Raw genomic sequence first — 23,050 nt, 5'->3', positions numbered from 1 at the left:
GTCAGGGCCTGTCGGACGTTGCGCGCGAGTCGGGCGGGGAGGGGATCGGCGGGGAGCCGGCGGCCGCGCGGTCGGCGTCGCCGAGGCCCAGGTGGGCCCACAGGCGCGGATGATAGGTCCAATCCCCCGGCGCCGGCAGGTGGGCATGGGCGTCCAGGTGGGCCTCGAAGGCCTCGCGCGTGACGGGTGCCGCGCCCAGCGACGCCAGGTGCGCCGTCTGCTGCTGGCAGTCGATCCAGGGGATGCCGAATTCCCGGCACAGGCAGACCAGCGCGGCCAGCGCGATCTTCGAGGCGTCGGTCCTGCGCATGAACATCGACTCGCCGTAGAACATGCGGCCGAGGTTGACGCCATAGAGCCCGCCGGCGAGCTCGCCGTCCATCCAGGTCTCGACCGTGTGCACCGTGCCGTCGCGGGCGAGCTGCAGGTAGGCCTGCTGCATCTCGGGAACGATCCAGGTGCCGTCCTGCCCGTCGCGCGGCGTGCTGGCGCAGGCCTTGAGCACGGTGGCGGCGGCGCTGTCGACGCGGATCTCGCAGCCGGGCGTGCGGATGAAGCGGGCCAGCGTCTTGCGCAGCGAGCGCGACAGCTTGAAGTCCGCCGTCTTGAGCACCATGCGCGGATCGGTGGTCCACCAGAGGATGGGCTGGCCCTCCCCATACCAGGGGAAGATCCCCCGGGCGTAGGCCGCCCTCAGGCGGGCGGGCCGCAGGTCGCCGCCGGCCGCGAGCAGCCCCGGCGCGTCGCTGCGCGGACCCAGCGCGCGGCGGGTCGACGGGAAGTCCAGGGAGTCATCGTCGAGCCAGGGGATCATCCGCTTCATGGTAGCGTGCCGGCTTCTTTCGACGACGTCCCGCATCCCCCTCGTTCCCATGATCACCCTCTACGGCATCCCCAACTGCGACACCGTGAAGCGCGCCCGCGCCTGGCTCGACGAGCAGGGCCTGGCCTACCAGTTCCACGACTACAAGAAGCAGGGCGTGCCCGCGCAGCGGCTGCCGCGCTGGATGGCGGAACTGGGCTGGGACAAGGTGCTGAACCGCGCCGGTACCACCTGGCGCAAGCTGGACGACGCGACCAAGGCCGGCGTCACCGACGCGGCCTCGGCGGCTGCGCTGATGAGCGAGCAGCCAAGCGTGATCAAGCGCCCGGTCGTCGAATGGGACGATGGCCGCCTGAGCCTGGGTTTCTCGCCCGAGCTGTTCGCGTCGCACGCCCCGCGCTGATCGGAGGTCCGCCATGTTCACCGGCATCGTTCAAGGCATCGCGCAGGTCGCCCGCATCACCGACAAGGAAGGGCTGCGCAGCTTTACCCTGGACTTCCCCGACGGCTTCTGCCGCGACCTGGAGATCGGCGCGTCCGTCGCCTGCGACGGCGTCTGCCTGACCGTCACCGCGCTGGACGGCGACCACCGCGCCGACTTCGACGTGATGCTGCAGAGCCTGAACCTCACGACGCTGGGGCGGCTCGGCGTCGGCGGCCGGCTCAACGTCGAGCGGGCCGCCAAGGAAGGCGCCGAGATCGGCGGCCATCCGCTGTCGGGCCATGTCGACTTCATGGCCACCGTCGCGTCGATCCGCCGTCCGGCCAACAACCACGTCATCCGCATCGCGGTGCCCGCGCCATGGATGCGCTACATCTTCCCGAAGGGCTACATCGCGGTGAACGGCGCCAGCCTGACCGTGGCCGAGGCCGGCCGCAATGCCGACGGCTCGGGCTGGTTCGAGGTCTGGCTCATTCCCGAGACGCTGCGCATGACGACCTTCGCCGACAAGGGCGAGGGCGCGCCGGTCCACATCGAGATCGAGCGCCAGACCCAGGTGATGGTGGACACCATCCGCGATGCGGTGGCGGAAAAGATCGGCGCGCTGATGCCGGCGCTCCAGGCATTCGCCAGGGAACGGGGTCTGGACCTCGGCGCGGAATGAGGCGTGCGGGTGCCCCGCATAGTCCATCGCCGCTGTTTCGCCATCCCTACAACACCAGATGACCTAAGTCATCGCCGCCGCGCGACGTGGACGCGTCCCGCGGCGCGCCGCAGCGCGTGACGCGGGCGCCGCGCGCCGCTCCGGTCGACGCGCCGGCGAGCCAATCCCCGCTGCCATCGGGCTTCCCGCCGATCCTCGCCAACCCGCGCCGATGCTGGCGATCGCGGGGCCAGGCCTTGCCGTGCACCGTCCGCCGCGCCGCTTTCGTGCGCCCTGTGGAGCGAGGCTGTCCCTGATCCGTGTCGTCGCCGCTCCGCCCCTGCGGATCGGGTGGTCCCCACCACGATGGGGGCCTCGCTTTTTCAAAAACGAGGCTCAACAATCCGCCACATTCCGTCGCATCCGTTGCGATGCGGACCACAGGCAAGGGGATGACGAATGATGGCCAAAGGCCTGATGGCAGCCGGGCTGCTCGCCGCGTCGATCGCGGCGATGGCGCAGGTGCCTTACGTGTTCAGCTACAACCCGGGACCCACCCGCGGCACGAAATGGATGGCCAAGGCCTCCGATGGCAATGCCGAGGGCTCGGCCTCGGTGGTGGCGTCGTCGCCGCGTCCGGTGTGGGCGCGGGTCTGCTACACGATCGGTCCGTCCGACAGCACCGTGTCCGTCTACGCGCAGACCCGCAACGAGGAGCCGCGCGCCTTCGAGATCGCCTGGGGCGGCTGCAGCGATGTCTTCGGCACCAGCATCTGGATCGGCAACCCGCATGGCCAGCCGGTCGGCGGCCATTACGGCGTCGCGCCCGCCACCCCGCTCGACTGATCACCCCGTTCCCCAGACCCGGCCGGTCGGGCCGACCGGGTCGTGTCCGTCGTTGTTGTTTCCGCTCGTCCTGAGACGTCCTTAGAAAAACTGGAGGATCCCATGCTCGCCACTCCCCGCTCCACTTCCGTGTCCGGCTTCGCGCTGAAGTCGGCCCTGCTGCTGTCCCCGCTGCTGCTCGCGGGTTGCCTGGCCACCGCGCCGACGATGGGCGAGAACAAGGGCACCGTCTCCGGCGCCGCCGGCGGCGCGACCGCCGAGAACCAGAACAGCAAGCTCGAGCATTGCGACGAGACGCTGGGCACGCTGGCGATCTTCGAGGACACCAACGCCCCCTGGTGGTCGCAGCTGCGTGACCGCCAGTTGGGCTCCACCGTGCCGGTGCTGCGCCTGATGGTCCAGCAGTCCAACTGCTTCGTGATCGTGGAGCGCGGCAAGGCCTTCGCCAACATGGAGCGCGAGCGGGCGCTGATGCAGTCGGGCGAGGTCCGTGCCGGCAGCAACTTCGGCCAGGGCCAGATGGTCGCCGCCGACTACACGATGAGCCCCGAGATCCAGTTCGCCGGCAAGACCGGCGGTGGTGGCGGTGGCATCGGCACCGGTGCGATCGGGCTGCTGACCGCGGTCGCGGCCAACGTCAGCCAGAACGAGGCCTCCACGACGCTGCTGCTGGTGGACAACCGTTCCGGCGTGCAGATCTCGGCGGCGGAGGGCACGGCCAAGAACTTCGACTTCGGTTTCGGCGGCGCCAGCTTCTTCAGCAACACCGCCATCGCTGGCGGCGCCTACGGCAAGACGCCGGCGGGCAAGGTCATCGTGACCGCCTTCGCGGACTCGTACAACCAGATGGTCAAGGCGCTGCGCAACTACAAGGCGCAGCAGGTCAAGGGTGGCCTGGGCACCGGCGGCCGACTCGGCGTGCAGGGCGGCTCGACCGCGGCGTCGAAGGAACTGGACCAGCCCGCCGCACCGAAGGCGGCGCCGAAGCCGGCGGCCAAGCCCACGGCGAAGAAGCCGGCGACCTCGGGCACGACCGGGACGACCGGGAAGTAAATCGCCCTCACCCCAACCCTCTCCCACTTCGCGGGAGAGGGGGCCATGCCGGGGACTCCCGCCACCGCGCGGGAGACGCGGCATGCCTCAGCGCTGCTCGATCTCGGCGCGCAGGCGCTCTTCCTGCTCGCGCAACTCCGGGGTGAAGGCTTCGCCGAAGTCCTCGGCCTCGAAGATCTGGCGGATCTCGATGTCCGAGTCGCCCGTCTGCGGATTCGGGCACTTCTTGACCCACTCGATCGCCTCCTGCAGCGAGGCGCATTCCCAGATCCAGAAGCCGGCGATCAGCTCCTTGGTCTCGGCGAACGGACCGTCGGTGACGGTGCGGGACTCCCCGGAGAAGCGCACCCGCACGCCCTTGCGGCTCGGATGCAGCCCTTCGCCCGACTTCATGATGCCGGCCTTGACGAGTTGCTCGTTGTACGCGCCCATCGCGGCGAGCAGTTCGGTGCTGGGCATCTCGCCCGCTTCGCTGTGGCTGTCGGCCTTGACGATGACCATGAATCGCATGACGTGCTCCTGAATGCGCCCGGGTGGGACGCTGAAAGTGGATGAGGGTGGACGACCATGGCCGTCTCACCCTCATGACGTCTGGCGCCGCCGGATTTCGACAGGCGCCGCGAAATTTCCCCGTGCCCCTCAGGCCGCCAGCAGCTGCCGCAGCACGTAGGGCAGGATGCCGCCGTGGCGGTAGTACTCGACCTCGATCGGCGTGTCGATGCGCAGGATCAGCGGCACGCGGCGCTCGGCGGCGCCGGCGGCACGGATGATCAGCGTCGCTTCCGATTGCGGCCGGATCTCGTTGCCCAGTTCGATGTCGATGAGCTCGTCGCCCTTGAGCCCCAGCGATTCCCAGGAATCGCCCGGACGGAACTGCAGCGGCAGCACGCCCATGCCGACCAGGTTGGAGCGGTGGATGCGTTCGAAGCTCTTGGCCACCACCGCCTTGATGCCCAGCAGCTGCGTGCCCTTGGCCGCCCAGTCCCGGCTGGAACCGGTGCCGTATTCCTCGCCGGCGAAGATCACCGTCGGGGTACCGGCGGCGATGTAGCGCATCGCGGCGTCGTAGATGAACAGCTTCTCGCCGCCGGGCTGGAACAGCGTCAGCCCGCCTTCCTCGCGCGCACCGTCCGGCTTGGCCGGGATCATCAGGTTCTTGATCCGGACGTTGGCGAAGGTGCCGCGCATCATGACCTCATGGTTGCCGCGGCGCGAGCCGTAGCTGTTGAAGTCGGCCTTGAGCACGCCTTGCTCCTTCAGGTAGCTGCCCGCGGGCGACGCTTCCTTGATCGAGCCGGCGGGCGAGATGTGGTCGGTGGTGATCGAGTCGCCGAACAGCGCCATGATGCGCGCGTCCCGCACGCCGACCTCCTGCGCCTGCGGGATCTGCGTGAAGCCGCTGAAGAAGGGCGGCTGCGCGATGTAGGTGCTGCGCGGCCAGCCGTAGACCTGGCCGGTGCCGCCGGTGATCTTCTTCCAGAGCTCGCCCGGCTCGGCCTTGACCTTGCCGTAGTTGGCCCGGTACGCGTCGGGATTGAGCGCGAGCTTGAGCAGCGCGTAGATCTCGTCGCTGGTGGGCCAGATGTCGCCCAGGTAGACCGCCCGGCCGCCGGTGCCGTGGCCGACCGGCTCGGTCATCAGGTCGCGGGTCACGTTGCCGGCGATCGCGTAGGCCACCACCAGCGGCGGGCTGGCCAGGAAGTTGGCCTTGATGTTGGGATGGATGCGCGCCTCGAAGTTGCGGTTGCCCGACAGCACCGCGGCGCAGACCAGGTCGTTGCCGGTGATGGCCTCGTTGATCTCGGGCGTCAGGTCGCCGGCGTTGCCGATGCAGGTCGTGCAGCCGTAGGCGGCGACGGTGAAGCCTAACTGTTCCAGGTAGGGCAGCAGGCCGGCCTTCTCCAGGTACTCGGTGACGATGCGCGAGCCCGGCGCCAGCGAGGTCTTGATGTGCGGCTGCACCTTCAGGCCAGCCTCGACCGCCTTCTTGGCCAGCAGGCCGGCGGCCAGCAGCACGCTCGGGTTGGAGGTGTTGGTGCAGGAGGTGATCGCCGCGATCAGCACGTCGCCGTTGGCGATCGACAGGCCCTTCTGGGCGCCGCCCAGCGGGAAGCGCTGGTGCAGCTTGGCGGCCGGCTGGTTGAAGCCGTTGTCGGCCACCGGCTTGCTGTACAGCGAGGTGAAGGTCTTGGCCAGGTCGGTGATGACGATGCGGTCCTGCGGGCGCTTGGGGCCGGCCAGCGAGGGCACGACGCTGCCCAGGTCCAGCGAGACGACCTGGCTGAAGCGGATGTCGCCCGCCTTGGGGATGCCGAACAGGCCCTGCGCGCGGAAGTAGCTCTCGAAGGCCTCGATCTCCTCGGTCGTGCGGCCGGTGCCCTTGAAGTAGTCGATGGTGCGCTCGTCGACCGGGAAGAAGCCCATCGTCGCGCCGTATTCCGGCGCCATGTTGCCGATGGTGGCGCGGTCGGGCACGGACAGCGAGGCGGTGCCCTCGCCGAAGAACTCGACGAACTTGCCCACCACCTTGGCCTTGCGCAGGATCTCGGTGACGGTCAGCACCAGGTCCGTGGCGGTGACGCCCTCGCGCAGGCGGCCGGTGAGCTCGAAACCGACCACGTCCGGCGTCAGGAAGTAGACCGGCTGGCCGAGCATGCCGGCCTCGGCCTCGATGCCGCCGACGCCCCAGCCGACGACGCCGATGCCGTTGATCATCGTCGTGTGGCTGTCGGTGCCGACCAGCGTGTCGGGGTAGTAGACGGTGCCGGCGCCGCCGCCGGTCTTGTTGTCGGTCTTGTGGACGCCGCGGGCGAGGTATTCCAGGTTGACCTGGTGGACGATGCCGAAGCCCGGGGGCACGACGCCGAAGGTGTCGAAGGCCTGCATGCCCCACTTCATGAATTCATAGCGCTCGCGGTTGCGCTCGAACTCCAGCTTCATGTTCAGGTCCAGCGCCTGCTTGTCGCCGAAGTGGTCGATCATGACGGAGTGGTCCACCACCAGGTCGACCGGCACCAGCGGCTCGATCGTCTTGGGGTTCTTGCCCTGCGCCTGGGCGACGTTGCGCATCGCGGCCAGGTCGGCCAGCAGCGGCACGCCGGTGAAGTCCTGCAGCACCACGCGGGCCACGACGAAGGGGATCTCCTCGTTGCGCGGCGCATTGGGCTGCCAGTTGGCGAGCTGCTCGACATGCTCGGCGGTGACGCGCTTGCCGTCGCAGTTGCGCAGCACCGACTCGAGCACCAGCCGGATCGACACCGGCAGCTGGTTCACGTTGGGAAAGCGCTCGGCCAACCGGGGCAGCGAGTAGTACTTGCCGCTCTTGCCTGACGCGGTCTTGAAGCTGGCGACGGTGTTGGCGAATGCATGGGGCATGGCTCACTCCTTGGCGTTTCTTGGCAGGTGGTCCTGGCGCGGTCCCGGGACCCGGGGCCAGACGGGTTTCTCTCGGGCGATGGGGGCTGATTGTGGCCCTGGCCGGCGGGCTTGTGATGACTCCTTTGGGCGAGGGTGTGCGAGGGCGCAACGAGCGCGCGAGGGGCCCCCGTCGGAGGGTGCCGGGCATGCCGATTGCAGCAATGCCCCCAATCCGGGCGGGGGGTGCCGGTTTGGCTAATATCCCCCGACGACTCCAGGCCGCCAGCTCGCGAGGGCGCGCAAGAACTGACCCCGCGGCGCTTCCGACCAGCATGCTTTCGTGGTTTCGGACGAGGACTCGCATGGATCAGGAACTGTTGTCCCCCACCTCGGCCGCCGCCGCCCGCGCGGCCGAGGTCATCGCCGGCGTGCCGGGCACGCCGCCGCTGCCGCCCGCCGGACTGACGCTGCTGCAGCGTCTGTTCTGCGCCTACCCCGGCAGCATGGGGCTGCGGCAGGGCCACTGGACCACGCGGCTGGGCCGGCAGGCCCATCAGCCGCCCGAGTTCACCCTGGTCCTGAACGAGCCGACGGCGCTGCGCCGGCTGCTGCTGGGCCGCGATCCGCTGCGCTTCGCCGAGGCCTACTTCACCCAGCAGATCGACGTGGAGGGCGACTTCTTCGCCGCGCTGCAGCTCAAGGACCACCTGCCGGAGCTGACCCTGTCCTGGAGCGACCGCCTGCGGCTGGCGGTCCGCCTGCTGGCGCCGCCGCCCGGCGCCGCTGACGCGGAACTGCGCGCCGATGGCGTGCGTCGCCACACCCGGGCCGAGAACAAGGCCGCCATCGCCTTCCATTACGACCTGTCCAACGACTTCTACGCGCTCTGGCTGGACCCGGCGATGGTCTATTCCTGCGCCTATTACGAAACCGAGGACACCAGCCTGGCCCAGGCCCAGTGGGCCAAGCTGGACCACATCTGCCGCAAGCTGCGGCTGCAGCCCGGCGAGGAGCTGCTGGACATCGGCTGCGGCTGGGGCGCGCTGGTGATGCATGCGGCGCGTCATTACGGCGTGAAGGCCACCGGCATCACCCTGTCCGAGCGGCAACTCGCGCTGGCCCGCCAGCGCATCGAAGCCGCCGGCCTGCGGGGACAGGTGGAGGTGCGCCTGTGCGACTACCGCGACATGAGCGGGCAGTTCGACAAGGTGTCCAGCGTCGGCATGTTCGAACACGTGGGGCTCAAGAACCTGCCGACCTACTTCGGCAGCGTGCATCGGCTGCTCAAGCCCGGCGGGTTGTTCCTGAACCATGGCATCACCCATGAGGAGGACGGATGGGGGCAGGCGCTGTCGTCCAAGTTCATCAACCGTTATGTCTTCCCGGACGGCGAGCTGGACCGGGCCAGCAATGTGATGCGGGTGATGGAACAGCAGCAGTTCGAGCTCCATGACGTCGAGGGACTGCGGATGCACTACGCGCGCACGCTGCGCGCCTGGGTGGCCAAGCTCGAGGAGGGGCACGAGCAGGCGCTGCAGTACGTCGACGAGGCGCACTACCGGATCTGGCGGCTGTACATGGCCGCGTCGGCGCTGGAATTCGAGACCGGCGAGCTGGGCCTGTACCAGATCCTGGCCAGCAAGCGCGACGGCGGGCCCGCGCCGGTCCCGCTGACCCGGCGCTACATGTACGAGCCGCGGTAGGGGGATCGGCGATCGGCGGTCGACCCGGCTGTCAAGCCCCAAGCGGCTCGCGGGTGGCGCGCCTGTGGCGCGACGGCACGGCTCCCCGTTCCGAGGGAGAACCGGCGTTGACCCCGCCCGGCGTGGCGCGCAAGATGCCCCGCCATGGGGATCCGTCATGATGAAGTCAGGCGCTGGCGGACGGCGATCGAGCGGGGCGCCTTCGGCGTCTGGGACTTGAATCCGCCGCTGGAGCTGGTGCATTACTCGCCGCGCTGGAAGGAACACCTGGGCTTTCCGCATCCGGAGCAGCCGGACAGCACCGCGTTCTGGCGCTGCCGCGTCCATCCCGAGGATCTCGAGCCGATGATGCTGGCGCTGCGCGCGCATTTCGACGGCTTCACCGACACCTACGAGCAACGCTTCCGGCTGCGCAGCAATGGCTCGGGCTACCGGGCGGTGCTGTCGCGGGGGAGGGTGGTCCAGCGGGATCACCGGGGCAACGTGCTCCGGATGCTGGGCACGATGGTCGACCTGACCGAGCGTCCGGTGACGCCCTACGACGACCGCTTCCTGGGCGAGCACCTGTCGCCCGCGGCGCTGGGCTGCACGCCGTTCCACGCACTGCTGGGCGTGCCCGCGACCGACGCGGCCCCGTATGACCCGCGGCGCGACGATGACGCGGCCCAGTTGCTGGACCAGGTGGCGGAGATCCTGGCGGCGTCGTTCAGGCAGGCGACCTGCGGGGCATGAGCGACAACTGCGTTTTGTCGACAATCGCGCGCACATAATCGCAGCCTTGTCTTCCCGCCCTTGCCGCCGCCATGCCGCTGACCAATCAGGAAATCTACGAGCGCATCTACACCGCCATCAGCGAGCGGCGGCTGCTGCCCGGGACCAAGCTGAATGAGGAACGCCTGGCCAGCGCCTTCCAGGCCAGCCGCACGCGCATCCGCGAAGTCCTGAACCGGCTCAGCCAGGAACTGGTGATCGACCTGCACCTGAACCGGGGCGCGTTCGTCGCCAGCCCGACGCCGCGCGACCTCAGCGATGTCTTCGCCATGCGCCGCGCCGTGGAGCGCGCCGTGGCCGCGCAGCTGAGCGCCGAACTGGCGGGGACCGCCGGCCAGTCGCAGCTGGCGGCGATGCGCCAGCACCTCGCGCGCGAGGCCGATGCCCGCGCCGCCGGCGACCGCGCGGCGCTGGCGCAACTGACGGGCGCCTTCCACCTCCGCTTGGCGGAATGCACCGAGAACCGGTTGTTCATCGACACCGTGCGCCGCCTGGTGGCGCTGACCGGCCTGGCGATCGCGCAGTACGACGCGCTGGCGTCCAGCGCCTGCCCCGATCACGAACACGACGACATCGTGGCCGCCATCGAGAGCGGCGATGCGCGCCGTGCCGAGCGCCTGATGCTGGAGCACCTGGCGCACGTCGAGCAGGGCATCCGTCCCCCGGCCGAAACGGCGGGCGAAATGGACTTCCGCCAGATCTTCCAGCTCGAGCCCGAGGCGCCGGCCCGCGGCGCCAAGCCCCGCCGCAAGTCCGCGGCCAAGGCGTGATCGCCGCCCTCCGGGCCTAGGCCGTGTGGTCCCGGCCGAAACCGGCGGCCCATCCGGTCCAGCGCTTGGCGAGCGGCGGCGCGTAGTCGCCGCCCTTGGCGGTTCGCAGCCGCAGGGCCGACAGGGCCTCGGCCAGCTTCACCGCCACCGCGAGTCCGTCGATCACCGGCACCTCCAGACGCCTTTGCAGTTCCTCGCACAGCAAGGCCATCCCGGCGCAGCCCAGCACGATGGCCTCGCTGCGATCGCGCGCCAGGGCCACGCGCGAGGCCGCCTCGATCCGTGCCAGCGTGGCCTCGTCGCACGACTCCAGCGACAGCACCTCGATGTCGGTGCCGTGGATGCCGCGGCAGGTCGACTCGCAGCCATAGCGACGCACCAGCCGCTCGGCGATCACGCAGGTGCGCGTCATCGTCGTCACGACCGAGAACCCCGTCGCCACGATGGACGCGGCCTGGAAGGCCGCCTCCGCAATGCCCAGCACCGGCCCGGGCAGCGCCTCGCGCGCCGCGTCCAGCCCGGGGTCTCCGAAGCAGGCGATCACGGTGGCGTCGAAGCCGTCCCGCGCCGCCAGCAGCGCCTGCTCCGCCACGCCCGCCGCGCCGAAGGCGTCGTCGAGATGCCCCTCGATCGACACCGGCCCGAAGCTGGGGCAACGGGCCACGATCTCGGTGCCCGCTGCGGCCACCGCCCGGGCCGCTTCCTCGATGCCGCGGGTCATCGGCAGCGAGGTGTTGGGGTTGATCAGCAGTAGCTTCATTGGGGCTCCCCGCACCGGCAAGGTGCTTTGTGCATGCAGTTGGTGCGACTTCAAGTCGACAACAGAGTCGATGATATGGCACAGCTTATGCATACAAAAATCCCATGACGACTGCACGCAACGATCTGGAACTGATTGCGCTGACCAAGCGATATGGCGATGCCACCGCGGTGGCCGGCATCGATCTGCGCATTGCGGGTGGCAGCTACTGCTGCCTGCTCGGGCCGTCGGGCTGCGGCAAGACCAGCACCTTGCGCATGATCGCGGGCCATGAGGTGCCGACCGAGGGCCATGTCCTGCTGTCGGGTCGCGAGATCACCCCGCTGTCGCCGGCGGAGCGCGGCACCGCGATGATGTTCCAGAGCTACGCGCTGTTCCCCCACCTGAGCGTGCTGGACAACGTCGCCTTCAGCGCCCGCATGAAGGGCCAGCCGAAGGCTGAGCGCGAGGCGCGTGCGCGCGAGTTGCTCGAGCTGGTCCACATGACGCCCTATGCGGCGCGCCTGCCTGCCGCGCTCTCGGGTGGTCAGCAACAGCGCGTCGCGCTGGCCCGCGCGCTGATGATGCAGCCGCGCGTGCTGCTGCTGGACGAGCCGCTCTCGGCGCTCGATCCCTTCCTGCGCGTGCGCATGCGCGCCGAGCTCAAGCGCTGGCATCGCGAGCTCGGCATGAGCTTCGTGCACGTCACCCACTCGCAAGAGGAAGCCCTGGCGCTGGCGGACCTCGTCGTCGTCATGAACCAGGGTCGCATCGAGCAGACCGGCCCGCCGCGAGCGGTGTTCGAGCGGCCCCGCACCGAATTCGTCGCGCGCTTCATCGGCGCCCACAACGTGATGGAGACCCCGGCGGGCAAGGTCGCGGTGCGCTGCGACCGGGTGCTCGTCGGCCGCGGCGGCGCGACCGGAGAAGCGACCATGCCGGCCACCGTGCTCGACGTCGAATACCAGGGCAGCCAGGTGCTGGTCCATCTGGGCGCCGACAACCGTCGCGAGCTCGATGCGGCGGCGGGTCCCGACTGGACCGCCGCGATGAGCGACAGCCAGTTCCATGCGAGTCCGCTGAACCCCGGCGACCGCGCCACGATGCGTTGGCTCGAGGCCGACGTCCACGTGCTCGAGGCCTGAGCCGCCCGAGTCCCGATCACCGATCCCAGCAACCTTCTTGAGGAGCCGCCTGATGACCACCCGCCGCCAATTGCTGAAGACCGCCGGTGCCGCCACCGTCGCTGGTGCCGGCACGATGGGCTTCCCGTTCGTGCATGCCCAGGCCAAGCCCGTCCTGCGCTACCTCGGCACGGCGGTGAACCAGGACAAGGCGATCGCCGAGAAGTTCGAGGCCGACACCGGCATCAAGATCCAGTACATCGCCGTGACGACCGATGACGTGTCCAAGCGCGCGGTGACCGCGCCCAACAGCTTCGACCTGATCGACACCGAGTACTTCAGCCTCAAGAAGATCCTGCCGACCGGCAACCTGCAGGGCATCGATGCCCGGCGGATCAGGAACGCCGACCGGATCACGCCGCTGTTCACGCGCGGCGAGGTCGGCGGCAGGAAGGTCGGCGACCAGGGCACGGCGCCGAAGAAGGTCATGTACCTGGAGAAGCCCGACGCGAAGACCTTCGCCGCCGCGCCGACGCAGTACATGACGCTGATCCCCACCGTCTACAACGCCGACACGCTGGGCATCCGGCCCGACCTGATCAAGCGTCCGATCGAGAGCTGGAAGGAGCTGCTGAACCCCGAGTTCAAGGGCAAGGCGGCGATCCTGAACATCCCGTCGATCGGCATCATGGACGCGGCGATGGTGGTCGAGGCGGCGGGCCTCTACAAGTATCCGGACAAGGGCAACATGACCCGCAAGGAGATCGACCTCACGGTCAGGATGCTGATCGAGGCCAAGCGCGCCGGCCAGTTCCGCGCGCTGTGGAAGGACTTCAACGAGAGCGTCAACCTGATGGCCTCCGGCGAGGTGGTGATCCAGTCGATGTGGAGCCCGGCGGTCACCGCCGTGCGCACCAAGGGCATCGCCTGCAACTTCCAGCCGCTGAAGGAGGGGTACCGCGCCTGGGCCGCCGGCTTCGGCGTGCCCAGGACGCTCAAGGGCCGGCAACTGGACGCCGCCTACGAGTTCATCAACTGGTTCCTCGACGGTTGGGCCGGGGCCTACCTGAATCGCCAGGGTTACTACAGCGCGGTGCTGGACACCGCCAAGGCCCAGATGGCGCCCTACGAGTGGGCGTACTGGATGGAAGGCAAGGCGGCCGAGAAGGACATCAAGAGCCCCGGTGGCGAGCTGCTGGCCAAGGCCGGCGAGAAGCGGGACGGCGGCAGCTACGAGCAGCGCATGGGCGGCATCGCCTGCTGGAACGCGATCATGGACGAGAACGCGTACATGGTGCAGAAGTGGAACGAGTTCGTTGCGGCGTGACGGCGCGATGAAACCGCAGATCTCCGCGTGGCTGCAGGCCGGCCCGCTGGCGGCTGTGTTCGCGCTGTTCTTCGTCGTGCCGCTGGTGCTGGTGGTGGTCGTGAGCTTCTGGCAGGCGACCGACTACGAACTGATCCCGGCCTTCACGACGCAGGCCTATGCCGACGTGTTCCGCGGCTGCGCGGACACCTCGGAACTGTGCGTCACGCTGAAGACCTATGGCTCGACGCTGAAGTTCGCGGTCCTGACCTGGGCCCTGACGCTGGCGATCGGCTTCACGATCGCCTACTTCCTGGCTTTCCATGTCCGCACGACGCTGATGCAGACGGTGCTGTTCCTCGTCTGCACCGTGCCGTTCTGGACCAGCAACGTGATCCGGATGATCTCGTGGATCCCGCTGCTGGGGCGCAACGGCCTGGTCAACCAGACGCTGCTCGCCACCGGTGCGGTGGACCGGCCCGTGGAGTGGCTGCTGTTCTCGGACTTCTCCGTCGTGCTGGCGTTCGTGCACCTCTACACGATGTTCATGATCGTGCCGATCTTCAACTCGATGATGCGCATCGACCGCGCGCTGATCGAGGCCGCGCGCGATTCGGGCGCGAGCGCCTGGCAGACGATCCGGCATGTCGTGATGCCGCTGTCCCGGACCGGCATCCTGATCGGCTCGATCTTCATCCTGGCGCTGGTCATGGGCGACTTCGTGACGGTGGGCGTGATGGGTGGCCAGCAGATCGCCTCGGTCGGCAAGACCATCCAGGTGCAGGCGGGCTACCTGCAGTTCCCGGCCGCCGCGGCCAATGCCGTGGTGCTGCTGGCCGTGGTCCTGCTGATGATCGCCGCGCTGATGCGGCTGGTCGACCTGAGACGGGAGCTCTGAGATGAGCGATGCCACGCGGCGCCCCGGCGCCTTCTTCGCGCTCGCCGCCTTCTTCGGGCTCTTCGTGCTGTTCCTCTACGGGCCGATGATCGCGATCGTCGCGCTCAGCTTCCAGGGCCCGGAGGGCGGCCTGACCTTCCCGCTGCGCGGCTGGTCGCTGCATTGGTTCGCGAAGCTCTGGGAAGGGATCGGCGTGGTCGACATCGGCGGCGCGTTCCGCCGGTCGCTGGCGCTGGGCGGCGTCGTGATGGCGCTGACGGTGCTGCTGTCGCTGCTGGCCGGGCTCGCCTACCGCAAGCGGCTGCCGGGCGGGACGCTGCTGTTCTATGCGGTGGTGGCCAGCCTGATCATGCCGTCGATCATCGTGTCGCTGGGCATCGGGCTGGCCTTCCGGCTGCTGGATGGCGGCATCAGGACGGTGCTGGAGGGACTGGGCTCCAGCTGGGCCGACGACTACGGGACGGCGCTGGGCCTGTTCACCTCGGGCCTGGGGGCGCAGCTGACCTGGACGCTGCCGTTCGGGCTGCTGATCATGTTCGCGGTGTTCAACCGCTTCGACCGGGCCTACGAGGAAGCGGCGCGCGACCTCGGCGCGACGCGGTGGCAGGCCTTTCGCCATGTCGTGCTGCCGCTGATCGGCCCGAGCCTGGTGGGGGTGGGCATGTTCGGCTTCACGCTGAGCTGGGACGAGATCGCGCGCTCCTCGCAGACGATGGGCGACCTGAACACGCTGCCGATGGAGCTGCAAGGCCTGACGACGACGGTGACCACGCCGGTCATCTATGCGCTCGGCACGGTGACGACCGTGGTTTCCTTCGTGGTGATCGGGCTGGCGCTCGCGGTGGCGTGGGGGATGCGGCAGCGGAGTGTCCGACGTCGGTGAGCCGCTCGCGTCGACCTCAAGTCACCGGCGCCGGATTGAACAGCACCAGCGCATTGGCCAGCCGGTGCTGTTCCGCCCACGTCTTCCTGCCCGAGGCGACGTCCAGCATCATCCGGAACATCTCCCAGCCCATCTCCTCGATGGACTTCTCGCCATCGGCGATCTGCCCGGCATTGAGGTCCATCAGGTCATGCCAGCGCCGCGCCAGGTCGCTGCGCGTGGCGACCTTGATCACCGGGCACTCCGCCAGGCCGTAGGGCGTGCCGCGGCCGGTGGTGAACACATGCAGGTTCATGCCCGCGGCCAGCTGCAGCGTGCCGCAGATGAAGTCGCTGGCCGGCGTCGCCGCGTAGATCAGCCCGCGCTGGTCGCGCGCCAGCTTGTCGCCCGGCGACAGCACGCCCGAGATCGCCGAGCTGCCGCTCTTCACGATCGATCCCATCGCCTTCTCGACGATGTTGGACAGCCCGCCCTTCTTGTTGCCCGGCGTCGTGTTGGCGCTGCGGTCCACGCTGCCGCGCCGCAGGTAGGCGTCGTACCACGCCATCTCGCGCACCATTGCCTCCGCCACTTCCGGCGTGCTCGCGCGCGAGGTCAGCTGCGCGATGCCGTCCCGCACCTCGGTGTTCTCGCTGAACATCACCGTCGCGCCCGCACGCACCAGCAGGTCGGCGCAGAAGCCCACCGCCGGATTGGCCGTCACGCCGGAGAACGCGTCGCTGCCGCCGCACTGGACGCCGACCACCAGCTCCGACGCGGGCACCGTCTCGCGGCGGCGCGCGTTCAGGCGCTCCAGATGCACCTTCGCCTGCGCCATGACCGAGTCGATCATCGACATGAAGCCCACATGCTTCGCATCCTGCAGGCAGACCACGTCGAGCGCATCGCCCTGGGCATCGGCCGCGCCGGCGCCGCGCTGGTCGGCGATCGGGATCACGCCGGGCGGCATCAGCCGCTCCGGCTGCAGCTTCTCGCAGCCCAGGCTCACGACCATCACCTCGCCGCCGAAGTTGGGATTGAGGCTGATGTTGCGCACGGTGCGGATCGGGATGACCGCGTCGGGCGCGTCGATCGCCACGCCGCAGCCGTAGGTGTGCGCCAGCCCGACGACGTCGTCGACATGGGGGTACTTCGGCAGCAGCTCGCGCTTGATGCGCTCGACCGCGAATTCGACGACGCCGGCGACGCATTGCACCGTCTGCGTGATCGCCAGGATGTTGCGCGTGCCCACCGAGCCGTCGGCGTTGCGGTAGCCCTGGAAGGTGTAGCCCGTCAGCGGCTCCCGCGCCGGCGCGGGCACCGTGGCCATCGGCAGGCCCTCGAGCTCGCGCGCCGGCGGCATGCGCAGCACCCGCTCGTGCACCCAGCTGCCGGCCGGGATGTCCTGCAGCGCGTAGCCGATCGGCACGTTGTAGCGCAGCACGGCGGTGTCGGCCGGCAGGTCCACCAGCGCGACCTTGTGGCCCTGCGGCACGTGGTGGCGCAGCACCAGGCCGGAGGGCAGCACCGTGCCCTCGGGCAGTCCGCCGTCGTTGGCGACGATGGCGACGTTGTCGGCCTCGTGCATCTGCAGGGTCAGCGGGGAGGTGATCATGAAAGTTCCTGGGTCAGGTCAACCTGGGGCGAGGGCGCGGTGGCCACGCGGCCGCACGCCCGGTGGGTCGGAAGGTCAGACGGGCTTGAGCTCGACACGCTTGATCTCGCCGACGATGAGCAGGTAGCTCAGCACCGCGACCAGCGCATGCGCGCCGACGAAGACCAGCGCGCCGTTGAACGAATGCGTCGTCTGCACGATGTAGCCGATCACGATCGGCGTGACGATGCCGGCGACGTTGCCGAATGTGTTGAACAGTGCGCCCGACAGGCCGGCGATCTCCTTGGGCGAGGTGTCCGACACCACGGCCCAGCCCAGCGCCCCCAGCCCCTTGCCGAAGAACGCCAGCGCCATGATGCCGACGACGACCGCCTCGATGCCCACGTAGTTGCACGCGATCATCGAGGTCGACAGCAGCATGCCCACCACGATCGGCAGCTTGCGGGCGAAGGTCAGCGAGTGGCCGCGGCGCAGCAGCCAGTCCGAGATCACGCCGCCCAGCACGCCGCCCGCGAAGCCGCAGATCGCCGGCAGTGCCGCGACGAAACCGGCATTGAGCAGCGACATGCCCCGCTCCTTGACCAGGTAGATCGGGAACCAGGTGAGGAAGAAGTAGGTCAGCACGTTGACGCAGTACTGCGCGAGGTAGACGCCCATCAGCATGCGGTTGGCCAGCAGCTGCTTCAGGTAGCCGAGCCGGGGACCCGCGACCCGCGCGGCCTGCGAGGCCTGCGAGGCCTGCGAGGCCTGCGAGGCCTTGTTCGAGCCCGACAGCAAGGCGCCGCCGGCCTCGATGTACTCGCGCTCCGCGGCGCTGATGGACGGATGCTCGGCCGGGCTGTTGTGCATCGTGCGCATCCACAGCACGCTCATCAGGATGCCCAGGCCGCCCATGAAGTAGAAGACCTCGGACCAGCCGATCGCATGCACGATCCACGCCATGATCGGCGCGAACAGCACGGTGGCGAAGTACTGCGCGGAGTTGAAGATCGCCGACGCCGTGCCGCGTTCCTTCACCGGGAACCAGGCCGCGACCATGCGGCCGTTGGCCGGGAAGGACGGCGACTCCGACAGGCCGACCATGAGGCGCATCAGGAACAGCGCCGAGACCGCCAGCGGCAGCCCGAACAGCATCTGGTCCATGCCCATGTGGTGCACGCTGCCCTGCAGCATCGTGAACAGCGACCAGAGCAGGATGCTCCAGGCGTAGACCTGCTTGGCGCCGAACTTGTCCAGCAGCCAGCCGCCGGGCAGCTGGCCCAGCACGTAGGACCAGCTGAAGGCCGAGAAGATGAAGCCCATCTGCACCGCGTCGATGCCGAGCTCCTTGGACAGGACCGGGCCGGCGACGCCCACGGTGGCGCGGTCCGCGTAGTTCAGGACCGTCACGACGAAGATCATCGCCAGCACGCCGAAGCGCGCGCGGCCGATGCCGCTCGCGGCGGCGGAGGAGAGGGATAACTGCATGTTGTCTCCGGATCGTATCGAGGGCCGGTCTGCGCCGGCTTGCGTCATGCCATCGGGCGCGCGGGCCTGGACCCGCGCTGCCCTCATGCCTGCATCACACGTGGATCACGCTTGCGTATACGCGGTCTTCACCGTCGTGTAGAACTCGGCGGCGTATCTGCCCTGCTCGCGCGGGCCATGGCTTGAGGCCTTGCGGCCGCCGAAAGGCACGTGGTAATCGACACCCGCGGTGGGCAGGTTGACCATCACCATGCCGGCCTGCGCGTGGCGCTTGAAATGGGTGGCGTGCTTGAGCGAGGTGGTGGCGATGCCGGTGGCCAGGCCGAAGGGCGTGTCGTTGGCCAGGGCCAGTGCCTCGTCATAGTCCTTGGCCTGGATGACGCTCACCACCGGGCCGAAGACTTCTTCCTGGTTGATGCGCATCGCGGGCGCGGTGCCGGTGAAGAGCGCGGGCGTCAGATAGAAACCGGGCGCGCCCGCGCTGCTGGTGGGCAGTGCCTCGCCGCCGGCGGCCAGCGTCGCGCCCTCGGCCTTGGCGATGGCGATGTACTCGAGGTCCTGCGCGAGCTGGCGTTCGTCGACGACCGGACCGATGTCGGTGCCGGCCTCGCGCGCGTCGTCGACCTTGAGCGCCTTCATGCGCTCGACCACGGCCGCGACGAAGCGGTCATGGATGCCCGCGGTGACGATCAGCCGCGAGGACGCGGTGCAGCGCTGGCCGGTCGAGAAGAAGCCGCTGTTGACCGCGGCGGCGACGGCCACGTCGAGGTCGGCGTCGTCCAGCACGACGAACGGATTCTTGCCGCCCATCTCCAGCTGGAACTTCGCGCCGCGCGCGACGCAGGCGGCGGCGACCCGCTGGCCGGTGGCGACGCTGCCGGTGAAGCTGATCGCGTCGACCTGGCGGTTCTCGAGCAGCTCGGCGCCGACCTCGGCGCCACGGCCCATCACGAGGTTGAAGACGCCATCGGGCAGGCCGGCGCGCTTCAGGATGTCCGCGAGCTGCCAGGCCGAGCCCGGCACCAGGTCCGCCGGCTTGAGCACGACGCTGTTGCCGAAGGCCAGCGCGGGCGCGATCTTCCAGGCGGGGATCGCGATCGGGAAGTTCCACGGCGTGATCAGGCCCACCACGCCGATCGGCTCGCGCGTGACCTCGACGCCGACGCCCGGACGCACCGAGGGGATCACCTCGCCGCCGACGCGCAGCGCCTCGCCGGCGAAGAACTTGAAGATGTTGCCGGCGCGCACGACCTCGCCGATCGCCTCGGGCAGCGTCTTGCCTTCCTCGCGGGCCAGCAGGTCGCCGAGCTCGGCACGGCGCGCCAGGATCTCGGTGCCGGCGGCGTCCAGCACGTCGAAGCGCTGCTGCGGCGTGGACAGGCTCCATCGGCCGAAGGCCGCGCGCGCCGCGGCGATGGCGGTGCGCGTCTGGGCGACGTCGGCCTGCGCGTACTCGCCGATCAGGTCGCGGGTGTCGCTCGGGTTGATGTTGCGGGAGGCGCGGGGACCGTCGACCCACTCGCCGTTGATGAGGTTCTTGAACATGAGGGACTGCTCGTTGCCGGTCGCGAAGGGCGCGTGGCGGATGGACGGGAAGGCCGCAGGCGCGGAAGGGGAAGAAGGGACGAGGGACGCGCGCCGGTCCGAGCCGGACGACGCGTCCCGCGGCGCGCTTACTGCGGGCCGAGTCTGGAGATCAGCGCGCCCAGCTCGTCGACCTCGGCGGGCTTGAGGTCCGACAGCGGCGGACGCACCGGGCCGGCCGTGTGGCCGGCCAGCGTGGCGCCGGCCTTCACGATGGACACCGCGTAGCCATGGCCCTTGTTGCGCAGCGCGATGTAGGGCAGGAAGAACTCGCGGATCAGGCGGTCGGTGGTGGCGGTGTCGCCCGAAGCATGGGCGTTGTAGAAGTCGATCGCGGTCTTCGGGATGAAGTTGAAGACGGCCGACGAATACACCGGGCAGCCCATGGCGCGGTAGGCGCCGGCGAAGACTTCCGCGGTGGGCAGGCCGCCCAGGTAGCTGAAGCGGTCGCCGAGCTGCTGGCGGATCGAGACGAAGGACTCGATGTCGCCGATGCCGTCCTTGAAGCCGATCAGGTTGGGGCAGGTGTCGGCGAGCTTGAGCAGCGACTCGGGCGTCAGGCGGCAGGCGCCGCGGTTGTAGACGATCACGCCGAACCTGACGCTGCGGCAGACGGCCTGCACATGCGCCACCAGACCCTCCTGCGAGGCCTCGGTCAGGTAGTGCGGCAGCAGCAGGATGCCCTGCGCGCCCAGGCGCTCGGCTTCCTGCGCGTACTGGATCGCGACCCGGGTCGGGCCGCCGGCGCCCGCGATGATGGGCATCTTCCCCTTGCAGGTCTCGACCGCGACGCGGATGACGTCGCTGTACTCCTTGGGCTCGAGCGAGAAGAACTCGCCAGTGCCGCCGGCCGCGAACAGCGCGGTCGCGCCGTAGGGCATCAGCCACTCCAGGCGCTCGGCATAGGGCTTGGGCGCGAAGTTCAGCTGGGCGTCGAAATCGGTCAGCGGGAAGGACAGCAGGCCGTGGGAAATGGTGGCCTTGAGGTCTTGGGGCGAGGTCATGAGCGGCTTGTCTCCGTGGCTACAACAGCGCTGGATCCGTCGTCGCACCCCGTCCCGAATGACTTGGTACCGGTACCAGCATGGGCAGATGGTAGCGATGCCACCGGCGCTCATCAAGAGGATGTCTGACAACTGCGGGTAATCCCCTAATCTGGAATCGCGCAGCGCGCCGGTCGCCCCGGCGGGGGCTCCCCCCTTCGGGGAGCCTGTTTGCGGTTGCCTCTTTGGAGGGGCCTCTTCGGAGGGGGGCGAGCTAGGGGTAGTGGGGGCCGAGAGGGCCACCTACAACCGGTAGGCGATCGAGGGGGAGGCAGTCCGCTTCAGCTCCGACGCGAAACCCTTCAAGGAGGCTGTCATGAGATCTGAAGCGAGAACTGCGTTCCAGCAGCAAGTCATCGAGGCGCTCGTGGAGAGCAAGGCCATCAACGCCGACGCGGTCGGCGCGACCTTCGCCAAGTTCGGCGAACGGGCCCTGCTGCAAGGCGAGGTGCTGGTCACGATCATCAACCGCAACGCGATCTGGAACTGCGGCTGGCCGGGGCCGGAGCTGGACATCGTGCGCGACGTCCGCCAGCTGCGCGAGTGACGCGATGAGCGCGGTCGTCCCGATGCCGGTGGTCCGGCCGATGGTGGGCAGGCGGTCGGCCGCCGCCCGGCGCCGGGAAGACCTGCTGGGCCGCGTGCACCTGGCGGTGCGCATGGCCCGGCGGAGCCTGAAGCGCGCGCTGGCCGAGGAGGAGGGCGCAGCGACTGGCGCGGCGGGAGGAGGCGGTGCCCCGGCGCCGCTGGTGCTGGCGAAGGTCGTCGGCGAGGCGGCGATGCTGCTGCGCATGGCGGCGAACCTGCGCGGCGAGGACGAGACGCTGGACGTGGAGTCGCGGCTGCTGGCGGTGCAACTGGTCGCGCCGGCACGCGGTGCGCGGGTGAAGGCGCGGCTGTGCCACGACACCGGCCGCGCGCTGGAACATGCGTCGGCGCACCTGTTCCTCGGCGACGCCGGGTATCCGGACGAGGCCTTCGACCGCCTGCTCGACGAACTGCTCGAGGGCGAGGTCGCCGGCGGCGCCGAGCGGCTGCCGAATCACCAGCTGGAATGCGAGTGGCTGGACCAGCTGCGGCGCGGCCGGGTCGGCGTCGAGCCCATCGACGCGGAACTGCTGGCCGCCACCTGCATCGGTTGGCCGCTGGACGTGCTGGCGTGCTCGACGCTCGACCTCTACATGTTCACCCACGTCGTCCTGTATGCGTCCGACATGGGGCGCCGGCCGGTGCGCCTGCCGCGCCCGGTGGACGAGGTGCTGGCCGAGGCCGAGGCGGCGCTCGCCGCGGCGCTCGATGCGGACAACTTCGACCTCGCGGCGGAACTGCTGTGGACCTGGCCGATGCTGGACCGGCCGTGGAGCGCGGCCGCCGCGTTCGCTTTCGACTTGCTGTCGACGGTGCAGGATGAATTCGGCTTCCTGCCGGGACCGGAGCATGCGCGGTGGGCCGCCGAGCCGGTGCCGGGCCTTGCGCGCGACGAGATGGTGCTGCGCACGTCGTACCACGCGACGCTCGTGATGGGCATGCTGTGCGCGGCGACGCTGCGGCCGGGCGCCGCGCCGCCCGCGGCGATCGCGTCGCGTGCTTCGCTCGTGTCGCCCTCGCCACGGGGGATGCCGGCACCGTTCATGTCATCCGCCTCGCTGGCGTCGCCGCCGCGGCGCGTTGCGGCGCCGGTTGGAGACACCGGCTGGCTCGCGCGCTTGCCGCCCCGTGCCCCGACGCCGCGCTGGCAACAGGCCTTCGAGCAACTCGACGCGAGCCGCCAGGCGGCCTTGACCTCGCTGTGCTTCAACGTCTGGTTCCGTCGCGCGGCCGCGGGAGACCTCGCGCAGCTGCGCGAGGCGCTGGCGGGCACGCTCGAGCACGGCAGCGGCGACGGGCCGTCGGCGCGCCAGGCCTTGATGCGCCTGCGGCGCACGACCGCGGTGGCGCGGTCGGGCCCACCGGCGTAGCGGCGCCGCGCGGCGCGGGGTATGCCGCTTGCCCGTGACCGATTGC

At 69.5% G+C, this 23,050-nt stretch carries 21 protein-coding genes; 13 read left to right on the top strand and 8 right to left on the bottom strand.

The window, feature by feature from the left end; genetic code table 11:
* Position 1: 1 nt before the first annotated feature.
* Positions 2–814 carry a leucyl/phenylalanyl-tRNA--protein transferase gene (gene aat / locus FHT38_RS14015; RefSeq protein ID WP_183492493.1) on the bottom strand — a complete coding sequence of 271 codons (813 nt, stop codon included), beginning with the start codon at positions 812–814 and terminating at the stop codon, positions 2–4.
* A gap of 58 nt (positions 815–872) precedes the next feature.
* On the opposite strand from aat, the gene FHT38_RS14010 reads away from it, so the two are divergent.
* The 4 genes from FHT38_RS14010 (at position 873) to FHT38_RS13995 (ending at position 3,807) form a co-directional block, all read left to right on the top strand.
* The gene (locus FHT38_RS14010; protein WP_091732668.1) at positions 873–1,226 is read left to right on the top strand and encodes an ArsC family reductase; all 354 of its coding nucleotides are present in this window, start codon (positions 873–875) and stop codon (positions 1,224–1,226) included.
* 13 nt (positions 1,227–1,239) lie between these two features.
* Positions 1,240–1,929: a riboflavin synthase subunit alpha gene (locus FHT38_RS14005; RefSeq protein WP_091732672.1), complete on the top strand. Its 690-nt coding sequence runs from the start codon at positions 1,240–1,242 to the stop codon at positions 1,927–1,929.
* Positions 1,930–2,367: 438 nt separating this feature from the next.
* A complete protein-coding gene (locus FHT38_RS14000; RefSeq protein WP_183492129.1) occupies positions 2,368–2,754 on the top strand; it encodes a hypothetical protein in 387 nt (128 codons plus the stop codon).
* Between the two features lie 102 nt (positions 2,755–2,856).
* Positions 2,857–3,807 (top strand): CsgG/HfaB family protein, encoded by a 951-nt coding sequence (locus tag FHT38_RS13995; RefSeq protein ID WP_221213771.1) that lies wholly within the window; start codon positions 2,857–2,859, stop codon positions 3,805–3,807.
* An 87-nt stretch (positions 3,808–3,894) separates the two neighbouring features.
* Here FHT38_RS13995 and FHT38_RS13990 read toward each other — a convergent pair whose 3' ends face one another.
* Positions 3,895–4,317 carry a YciI family protein gene (locus FHT38_RS13990; protein ID WP_091732680.1) on the bottom strand — a complete coding sequence of 141 codons (423 nt, stop codon included), beginning with the start codon at positions 4,315–4,317 and terminating at the stop codon, positions 3,895–3,897.
* Positions 4,318–4,446: 129 nt separating this feature from the next.
* A complete protein-coding gene (gene acnA, locus FHT38_RS13985) occupies positions 4,447–7,182 on the bottom strand; it encodes an aconitate hydratase AcnA (RefSeq protein WP_183492128.1) in 2,736 nt (911 codons plus the stop codon).
* 344 nt (positions 7,183–7,526) lie between these two features.
* Between acnA and FHT38_RS13980 the strand changes: the two genes are divergently transcribed.
* From FHT38_RS13980 to FHT38_RS13970, 3 genes are all read left to right on the top strand, one after another.
* Positions 7,527–8,867, top strand: coding sequence for a class I SAM-dependent methyltransferase (locus FHT38_RS13980; RefSeq protein ID WP_183492127.1), 1,341 nt, complete (start codon positions 7,527–7,529; stop codon positions 8,865–8,867).
* A 144-nt stretch (positions 8,868–9,011) separates the two neighbouring features.
* Positions 9,012–9,599, top strand: coding sequence for a PAS domain-containing protein (locus FHT38_RS13975; protein WP_091732693.1), 588 nt, complete (start codon positions 9,012–9,014; stop codon positions 9,597–9,599).
* A 71-nt stretch (positions 9,600–9,670) separates the two neighbouring features.
* Entirely contained in the window at positions 9,671–10,408 is a 738-nt protein-coding gene (locus tag FHT38_RS13970; RefSeq protein ID WP_183492126.1) for a GntR family transcriptional regulator, read from the top strand.
* 16 nt (positions 10,409–10,424) lie between these two features.
* On the opposite strand, the gene FHT38_RS13965 is transcribed toward FHT38_RS13970, so the two are convergent.
* Positions 10,425–11,168: an aspartate/glutamate racemase family protein gene (locus FHT38_RS13965; protein ID WP_183492125.1), complete on the bottom strand. Its 744-nt coding sequence runs from the start codon at positions 11,166–11,168 to the stop codon at positions 10,425–10,427.
* Positions 11,169–11,272: 104 nt separating this feature from the next.
* On the opposite strand from FHT38_RS13965, the gene FHT38_RS13960 reads away from it, so the two are divergent.
* The 4 genes from FHT38_RS13960 to FHT38_RS13945 are packed head-to-tail and all read left to right on the top strand — an operon-like array spanning position 11,273 to position 15,358.
* Complete coding sequence (locus FHT38_RS13960; protein ID WP_183492124.1) at positions 11,273–12,292, top strand: ABC transporter ATP-binding protein; 1,020 nt, start codon at positions 11,273–11,275, stop codon at positions 12,290–12,292.
* Between the two features lie 52 nt (positions 12,293–12,344).
* Complete coding sequence (locus FHT38_RS13955) at positions 12,345–13,598, top strand: PotD/PotF family extracellular solute-binding protein (RefSeq protein ID WP_183492123.1); 1,254 nt, start codon at positions 12,345–12,347, stop codon at positions 13,596–13,598.
* Between the two features lie 7 nt (positions 13,599–13,605).
* Positions 13,606–14,475, top strand: a complete 870-nt coding sequence (locus tag FHT38_RS13950; RefSeq protein ID WP_147240423.1) for an ABC transporter permease — start codon at positions 13,606–13,608, stop codon at positions 14,473–14,475.
* 1 nt (position 14,476) lies between these two features.
* Positions 14,477–15,358 (top strand): ABC transporter permease, encoded by an 882-nt coding sequence (locus FHT38_RS13945; protein ID WP_183492122.1) that lies wholly within the window; start codon positions 14,477–14,479, stop codon positions 15,356–15,358.
* Positions 15,359–15,374: 16 nt separating this feature from the next.
* Here the strand turns inward: FHT38_RS13945 and garD are convergent, their stop codons facing one another.
* From garD to kdgD, 4 genes are all read right to left on the bottom strand, one after another.
* The gene (gene garD, locus FHT38_RS13940) at positions 15,375–16,952 is read right to left on the bottom strand and encodes a galactarate dehydratase (protein ID WP_175538460.1); all 1,578 of its coding nucleotides are present in this window, start codon (positions 16,950–16,952) and stop codon (positions 15,375–15,377) included.
* A 75-nt stretch (positions 16,953–17,027) separates the two neighbouring features.
* A complete protein-coding gene (locus tag FHT38_RS13935) occupies positions 17,028–18,419 on the bottom strand; it encodes an MFS transporter (RefSeq protein WP_183492121.1) in 1,392 nt (463 codons plus the stop codon).
* 105 nt (positions 18,420–18,524) lie between these two features.
* Entirely contained in the window at positions 18,525–19,964 is a 1,440-nt protein-coding gene (locus tag FHT38_RS13930) for an aldehyde dehydrogenase family protein (protein ID WP_183492120.1), read from the bottom strand.
* 128 nt (positions 19,965–20,092) lie between these two features.
* On the bottom strand, positions 20,093–21,007 hold the full coding sequence (gene kdgD, locus FHT38_RS13925; RefSeq protein WP_091732726.1) for a 5-dehydro-4-deoxyglucarate dehydratase: 915 nt from the start codon (positions 21,005–21,007) through the stop codon (positions 20,093–20,095).
* A gap of 355 nt (positions 21,008–21,362) precedes the next feature.
* On the opposite strand from kdgD, the gene FHT38_RS13920 reads away from it, so the two are divergent.
* Together FHT38_RS13920 and FHT38_RS13915 are read left to right on the top strand one after the other, a co-directional pair.
* Complete coding sequence (locus FHT38_RS13920; protein WP_141225433.1) at positions 21,363–21,593, top strand: hypothetical protein; 231 nt, start codon at positions 21,363–21,365, stop codon at positions 21,591–21,593.
* Between the two features lie 4 nt (positions 21,594–21,597).
* Entirely contained in the window at positions 21,598–23,004 is a 1,407-nt protein-coding gene (locus FHT38_RS13915) for a DUF6895 family protein (RefSeq protein WP_183492119.1), read from the top strand.
* Positions 23,005–23,050 lie beyond the last annotated feature (46 nt).

The organism is Mitsuaria sp. BK041 (genome assembly GCF_014193085.1).
In the GTDB taxonomy this organism is placed as follows: domain Bacteria; phylum Pseudomonadota; class Gammaproteobacteria; order Burkholderiales; family Burkholderiaceae_C; genus Roseateles.
The sequence above is the reverse complement of the archived record's forward strand: the minus strand, read 5'-3'. Positions and strand labels throughout refer to the sequence as shown.